Source organism: Providencia rustigianii DSM 4541 (assembly GCF_000156395.1).
GTDB classification, from domain to species: Bacteria; Pseudomonadota; Gammaproteobacteria; order Enterobacterales; family Enterobacteriaceae; genus Providencia; species Providencia rustigianii.
Genome location: NZ_GG703819.1, coordinates 623497 through 623959, shown reverse-complemented (window position 1 = coordinate 623959; position 463 = coordinate 623497). Strand labels below are relative to the sequence as shown.

The following is a 463-nucleotide window of genomic DNA, read 5'->3' as shown; positions in this document are numbered from 1 at the left end:
AACCGCTGAAAGCATCTAAGCGGGAAACTTGCCTTGAGATGAGTCTTCCCTGACTCTTTAAGGGTCCTAAAGGAACGTTTAAGACTAAGACGTTGATAGGTTGGGTGTGTAAGCGTAGCGATACGTTGAGCTAACCAATACTAATGAACCGTGAGGCTTAACCTGACAACACCGAAGGTGTTTTAGAGAGATAAAGTTGATTTTCAATAGCGAGTGAGAAGCCGAAAGGTGAAGGACACAGCAGCTTGTTCAGGATTGATGTTCTGGTTTAAGAAAAGACTTAAACGGGAATAAACAGAATTTGTCTGGCGGCAATAGCGCGGTGGTCCCACCTGACCCCATGCCGAACTCAGAAGTGAAACGCCGTAGCGCCGATGGTAGTGTGGGGTCTCCCCATGTGAGAGTAGGGAACTGCCAGACATTAAATTAGCCGAGAAGCCACCCATTGGGTGGCTTTTTTGCG

The 463-nt window shown here is 47.5% G+C and carries 1 rRNA gene; it reads left to right on the top strand.

Going from position 1 to position 463, the window contains the following annotated elements:
* Positions 1-304: 304 nt before the first annotated feature.
* Positions 305-420: ribosomal RNA gene (gene rrf / locus PROVRUST_RS12725) — 5S ribosomal RNA — on the top strand.
* Positions 421-463: the final 43 nt, after the last annotated feature.